6 protein-coding genes are annotated in these 6,842 nt (G+C 38.8%); all 6 read left to right on the top strand.

What is annotated here, in order from left to right:
• The first annotated feature begins 884 nt into the window (after positions 1 to 884).
• The 6 genes from rpmH (at position 885) to mnmG (ending at position 6,831) form a co-directional block, all read left to right on the top strand.
• Entirely contained in the window at positions 885 to 1,019 is a 135-nt protein-coding gene (gene rpmH, locus ACYX4O_RS20340) for a 50S ribosomal protein L34 (RefSeq protein WP_036780566.1), read from the top strand.
• Positions 1,020 to 1,327: 308 nt separating this feature from the next.
• Positions 1,328 to 1,681: a ribonuclease P protein component gene (gene rnpA / locus ACYX4O_RS20335; protein ID WP_036780565.1), complete on the top strand. Its 354-nt coding sequence runs from the start codon at positions 1,328 to 1,330 to the stop codon at positions 1,679 to 1,681.
• Between the two features lie 89 nt (positions 1,682 to 1,770).
• Positions 1,771 to 2,535: a YidC family membrane integrase SpoIIIJ gene (gene spoIIIJ / locus ACYX4O_RS20330; RefSeq protein WP_476353591.1), complete on the top strand. Its 765-nt coding sequence runs from the start codon at positions 1,771 to 1,773 to the stop codon at positions 2,533 to 2,535.
• Complete coding sequence (jag, locus tag ACYX4O_RS20325) at positions 2,536 to 3,282, top strand: RNA-binding cell elongation regulator Jag/EloR (protein WP_476353589.1); 747 nt, start codon at positions 2,536 to 2,538, stop codon at positions 3,280 to 3,282.
• 250 nt (positions 3,283 to 3,532) lie between these two features.
• Positions 3,533 to 4,909, top strand: coding sequence for a tRNA uridine-5-carboxymethylaminomethyl(34) synthesis GTPase MnmE (gene mnmE / locus ACYX4O_RS20320; protein WP_476353588.1), 1,377 nt, complete (start codon positions 3,533 to 3,535; stop codon positions 4,907 to 4,909).
• A 23-nt stretch (positions 4,910 to 4,932) separates the two neighbouring features.
• Positions 4,933 to 6,831 carry a tRNA uridine-5-carboxymethylaminomethyl(34) synthesis enzyme MnmG gene (mnmG, locus tag ACYX4O_RS20315; protein WP_476353586.1) on the top strand — a complete coding sequence of 633 codons (1,899 nt, stop codon included), beginning with the start codon at positions 4,933 to 4,935 and terminating at the stop codon, positions 6,829 to 6,831.
• Positions 6,832 to 6,842 lie beyond the last annotated feature (11 nt).

Genomic DNA, 6,842 nt, shown 5'->3' with positions numbered 1-6,842 from the left:
CAAATTTCACCCCTTTCGAGCATTAATATAGTAAAGAAGAGTTTATGAAACAAAAAACCTCACGTATCCTACCTTTCTTGGTAAATATACATAAAGAAAGGAGATCCGGAGGTGGGTTGTACAACTTTTGTGCAATCTTCAGGACTTATAATTCTGTGGAAGCATAACTGTTACTATAACAGTCTGTAGTAAACTTATAAGCACAATCCACAATATTGTTGATAAGTAAGTGCACACCACTGTGAATAGATGTCCACAACTTATCCACAGTCTGTGGAAAAGAATATTAGGTGTGTTTTGTTGTTCATTACTAAAACACAAATATAATACCAAATAAATCCCCGAGTTGCAATGGTTTTTGGTTGGTTATCCACACAATCTACTGCTTGTAGATAATGTTTATCCACAACACTATATTTTGTGATTAACTTGTCGATAATTGGTGTGGATAGTCGAAAATCAATAATAAAGTTATTCACAGACAAAGTGTACAGAAAATAATGCCCTGATTAAACACACTATTTAACGTGTAATGAATAGCTAATGTTGTTAGCTAAAATGGATGGGGATCATTGCTAAGTTCCAGTAGAGGTAAAATTAAATTGGTTTTGGGTGGAGGAAGATAGTTAGTGAAAACAGATCCTGCTTTATAGTTTGGCCACGTGAACATTACGGTAGGAAACATTGAGTAAGAATTTAAAAAATATAAAAAGGTTATAATGAGCAGTAAAGGTGACATGACAAGCGTATGCGTTCTAACGATGGGCTACATTCATTAGAAACCTAAAAGAAAAGTTGACTTTTTATGCCTATCCTTCTTATAATGAATTGGACTGTCTTTTTAGTTTTTGAATTTATTCAATCCTCAGGGAGGTGTCTATACAATGAAACGTACATTTCAACCAAATAACCGTAAACGTAAAAAAGTGCACGGCTTCCGTAATCGTATGAGTTCTGCAAACGGACGTAAAGTACTAGCGCGCCGTCGTCGCAAAGGTAGAAAAACATTATCTGCATAGGCCACTGAACATATGTCAGTGGTCTTTTTTCTAGTTTGAACGTAAATAAAACGTATTCCTCACTAAACCATTTATGGTGGTGCTGATCTAATATTTCTTTAAGAAAATGCTGTTTCGTATGATATAACTTTTTTCTGTAGGGGATATGCTGTAAGCAGGGGGAATACGTTTTTTATGTTGAGAATAAAAGAAGAAACGACATATGATGGTCGTAACTTAATTTACTAGCGACTTTGCACATCTTGAAGATTGGAAACTCGTGTATCTAAAGGCGCACTACGCTTTTTTTTAAGAGTGAGGATGAAATTATGAAGAAACAATACCGCATTAAAAAAAATGAAGAATTTCAACATGTTTTTAAAAAGGGTTCTTCATTTGCAAATAGACAACTGGTGCTCTACTACGTAAAAAAAGAGGAACAACCTCACTTCCGAATTGGCCTTTCAGTAAGCAAAAAGATCGGAAACGCCGTTATGAGAAATCAAATAAAGCGTTACTTGAGACAAGCCTTTCTTGAACTTGAGCCACGAATGGAGCAAAATTACGATATAGTTGTCATTGCTAGAAAGCCAACCAATCAAATGAATTTCCAAGAGATCAAGAAAAGTTTGTCTCACGTTTTAAAGAAAACAAATCTTTTAGCGAAATCAGTAAAAGCTTAAGATTTGATATAGAAGCTTGCCAGTCACTAATGATAGAATACATGTATTACTGGAATATTACCGTTTGGGATAATAAGGAGGAAGAAACGTTGCGAAAGAAGGTCCTTTTTTTATTAACTCTGACAGGACTTCTTGTTGTACTCTCAGGTTGTACTCAAATTGATCAAAACATCACATCTGAAAGTACAGGATTTTGGAATGAGTATTTCGTCTATCCACTGTCATTGTTAATTAAGTATTTCGCAGGCTTGTTTAGTGAAAGCTACGGTTTATCTATTGTAGTTGTAACACTGATCATTCGCTTGATTCTGTTGCCGTTAAACGTAAAACAGTTAAAAAGCTCTAAAGCTATGCAGGAAATACAACCACAGTTACAAGAGCTAAGACAAAAGTATAGCTCAAAAGATCAGAAGACACAGCAACAGCTACAACAAGAAACAATGCAATTGTTCCAGAAAAATGGGGTTAACCCGTTAGCTGGTTGTTTCCCAATTCTTTTACAAATGCCGATCTTAATTGCCTTTTACCATGCAATTGTTCGTACGCAGGAAATTGAAACACATAGTTTCTTATGGTTTGAATTAGGTGCACCAGATCCATTCTTCATTATGCCACTCGTTGCAGCAGCAACAACATTTATTCAGCAAAAGTTAATGATGGCTGGCACGATGGATCAGAATCCACAAATGAAAATGATGCTTTACATTATGCCGGTTATGATTGGTATTTTTGCATTAAACTTCCCAGCAGCATTAGCACTTTACTGGGTAGTAGGTAACTTATTTATGATTGCACAAACTGTTTTTATTCGTAAGCCAATGATGAAGGATAAAGAAACAGAGGGAGCGAAGTAAGTGAGACAAGTAACTGCTACTGGACAAACAGTTGAGGACGCGGTCCGTTCAGCGTTAGAGCAGTTAAACACCTCGAGGGACCAAGTTAATGTAGAAATAATTGACGAAGGCAAAAAAGGATTCTTCGGTGTGTTTGGTGCTAAGAAAGCTATTGTAAAAGTTATGATGATAACCACTAAAGATGAGACGGTTTCGACCGCACCAGAACCAACTGAAGAACCTGTTGACCAAAAAGAAAGTACAGAAACTCACGTAAGTTATAGTGTAACGGAAGAAGAAGTGAAGAAAACATCTGATGTGGAAGGTGCGATTGAGGCAACGAAGGAGTATTTAGAAGAAGTCGGTAACCAAATGGGGGCTCCGATTCATGTAACCGTTCAGAAAAAGAGTAAAGAAGTTATATTTGAGCTCCAAGGCGATAAAATTGCTTTACTTATTGGTAAGCGGGGTCAAACACTAAATGCTTTGCAGTCGTTAGCTCAGTTGGTCATAAACAAGGATGGTCATCAGTATCTTACGGCAATGGTAGATGCCGAAGGATATAGAGAAAGAAGGAAAGAGACACTTTCAGGTTTAGCAAATCGTCTGGCTGACAAAGCCGTCCGAACGAAGACTGAGATTGCGCTTGAATCAATGCCTTCTTATGAGAGAAAAATTATTCACGCTGCTCTTCAGCATAACAAACAAGTTTCGACGTACTCTGATGGTTCAGAACCGCATCGTCATGTTGTGATCAAACCCGAATAACGTTTTAGATGCCCCTGGTCGAGGACCGGGGGCATTTCTTGTGGTTGAGTCGCATTCCATGTGACAATGAAAAGAAGGGAAATAAGCAATATAAGTTATCCACATGTGGATAAAGCTCTGCTTATATAAATAGTTTGAAGTAAAAGCTTTTCAAAGAATTGTGTTATGTGCTAATCTAATAAGTTAGTGACTATATAAATCAAACAATTGTGGATAAAATATAATTAAGGATGAGGAAAGAGGTGAGAGCATGGACACAGATACTATAAGTGCGATATCGACCCCCGTTGGGGAAGGAGCGATCGCGATTGTTCGTTTAAGTGGTCCAGAAGCGGTTTCGGTAGCAAACGGAATGTTTCAGGGTAAAGATTTAAACGAGGTTGGCACTCATACGATTCATTATGGGAAGTTACTGGACCCTAAAACGAATGAAATGGTAGAAGAAGTCATGGTTTCTGTCATGCGTGCTCCTAAAACGTTCACTCGTGAAGATATAGTAGAGATCAACTGTCATGGTGGTCTTGTTTCTGTAAACCGTGTTTTAGAGTTAACTTTGTCACAAGGAGCCCGTTTAGCTGAGCCGGGCGAATTTACTAAGCGTGCTTTTTTAAATGGACGTATCGATCTATCCCAGGCCGAAGCAGTTATGGATTTAATCCGTGCTAAGACGGACCGGGCTATGAATGTTGCTTTAAAGCAAATGGATGGTCGTCTATCCCATTTAATTCAGAAATTAAGACAAGAACTACTGGAGGTATTAGCTCAAGTAGAAGTTAATATTGATTATCCGGAATATGATGACGTTGAAGAAATGACGAACGATTTAATGATTCAAAACACCAGACAGGTTCACCAAGAGATTGAACGACTGTTAAGAACGGCTAAACAAGGGAAAATACTTCGCGAAGGTCTCGGAACAGCTATTGTTGGGCGTCCGAACGTAGGGAAGTCTTCTCTAATGAATGCATTAGTTCATGAGAATAAAGCGATTGTTACAGAAGTTCCTGGAACAACTCGTGATGTCATTGAAGAGTATGTAAACGTCAGAGGAGTTCCACTTCGTCTCATTGACACCGCAGGAATTCGTGAAACAGAAGATTTAGTTGAGAAGATTGGTGTGGAGAGGTCCCGCCAAGTTTTACAAGAAGCGGATTTAATCTTGCTTGTCTTGAATAATGGAGACACAATTACGCAAGAAGACAAAAAATTGTTTGAAGCGGTTGAAGGCATGGATGTCATTGTTATTGTAAATAAGACAGATTTGCCTCAACAAATAGATATGGATGAATTACGCGAAGTTGCGGGTGATCATCCAATTGTGACGACGTCGTTAATTGAAGAGCAAGGTATTGATCAATTAGAAACATCTATATCAGATATTTTCTTTGAAGGAGATATCGATACAGGCGATATGACTTACCTTTCGAATGTTCGCCACGTCCAACTGTTGAATCAAGCTAAAGAAACGTTAGAAGATGCAATGGATGGAATGAATGCGGGGATGCCGATTGATATGGTTCAAATCGATGTAACTAGAACATGGGAACTTCTTGGTGAAATCGTCGGTGATACGGTTCAAGAAAGCTTAATTGATCAGTTATTCTCTCAGTTTTGTTTAGGGAAATAAAAGTGAGTTAAGGAGAGAGAGTCATGAATACTTTTGATGCAGGACATTATGACGTTATTGTTGTTGGTGCTGGTCATGCAGGTGTGGAAGCTGGGTTAGCAGCTGCCCGTCGCGGAGCGAAGACATTAATGCTAACGTTAAATTTAGATATGATTGCCTTTATGCCTTGTAACCCTTCAATTGGAGGACCGGCAAAAGGTGTCGTCGTACGTGAAATTGATGCCTTAGGCGGAGAAATGGCCAAAGTAATTGATAAAACGTATATTCAAATGCGTTTATTAAATACAAGAAAAGGACCAGCTGTGCGTGCTCTTCGTGCACAAGCTGACAAACATCTGTATATTCAAGAAATGAAAAAAGTTATTGAGAATGAACCAAACCTAACAATTCGCCAGGGAATGGTAAAAGAACTTATGGTAGAAGATGGGGTATGTAAAGGTGTCGTAACAGAGACAAAGGCCGCTTATACAGCAGACTCTGTCATTGTGACAACCGGAACATTCATGCGTAGTAAAGTACTCATTGGAGATTTAGCCTATGAGAGCGGGCCTAATAACCAACGTGCTTCCACAGATTTATCTGTTCAGCTTGAAGAACTTGGTATTAAGATGGTTCGCTTTAAGACAGGAACTCCAATGCGCGTAAACAGTCATTCCATTGACTATTCAAAAACAGAAATTCAGCCAGGGGATGAAGTTCCACGTGCATTTTCCTATGAGACAACAGAATATATCATGGATCAAATCCCATGTTGGTTAACGTATACGAATGAATTTACTCATCAGATTATTGATGACAACTTAAGTTCATCTGCAATGTATTCAGGAATGGTGAAAGGTACAGGGCCACGTTACTGCCCTTCTGTTGAAGACAAAATCGTTCGCTTCCATGATAAACCTCGTCACCAGGTCTTTTTAGAACCTGAAGGTAGAAATACAGAAGAGGTTTATGTACAAGGCCTATCTACTTCCCTACCTGAAAACATTCAAAAGCAAATGATCGAGACGGTACCAGGTCTTGAAAAAGCTGAAATCATGCGAGCTGGGTATGCGATTGAGTATGATTCTGTCATCCCAACCCAACTTTGGCCAACACTCGAATTAAAAGCAGTTGAAGGTTTGTTTACAGCTGGTCAAATAAACGGTACTTCTGGATATGAAGAAGCCGCGGCCCAAGGTTTAATGGCAGGTATTAATGCAGCTTCTAAAGTACTAGGCAAAGAACCGGTTATTTTAGATCGTTCTCAAGCTTATATCGGTGTTCTTATTGATGATTTAGTAACGAAAGGAACGGACGAACCGTATCGTCTTCTTACTTCTCGCGCTGAATACCGCCTGATCTTGCGTCATGATAACGCAGACCTTCGTCTTACGGATATTGGTTACGAAATTGGAATGATCTCTGAAGATCGTTATGCTCGCTTCCAAGATAAGAAACGTATGATTAACGAAGAAATTGAACGTCTAAAAGGTATTACGATTAAAGCAACAGATGAAGTTCAAGAGGTTATTCAACAAGCGGGCGGTTCGCCTCTTAAAGATGCTGTTAACGCGTATGACTTGCTTAAACGACCTGAAATGAAATATGAAATGGTTGCAAGTCTCCTTGAAGAGAAAAAAGATCTTCCAGAAGCAGTAGAGGAACAAGTGGAGATCCATACGAAATATGCTGGCTATATTCAAAAGTCAGAGCAGCAAATTGAACGTATGAGAAAAATGGAAAACAAGAAGATTCCAGAGGACATTGATTATGATGATATCCATGGTATCGCTTCTGAAGCAAGGGATCGCCTGAAAGAGGTGCGTCCTTTATCGGTAGGTCAGGCTTCTCGTGTTTCTGGTGTGAACCCAGCAGATGTATCAATCTTACTTGTCTATATAGAACAAGGAAAAATTGCTAAGGTCTCTGGAGATGAAGCCTAAGCAGAAAGGAC

Source organism: Pontibacillus sp. ABV4_188 (assembly GCF_056311905.1).
This window is presented reverse-complemented; position numbering and strand designations above follow the sequence as displayed.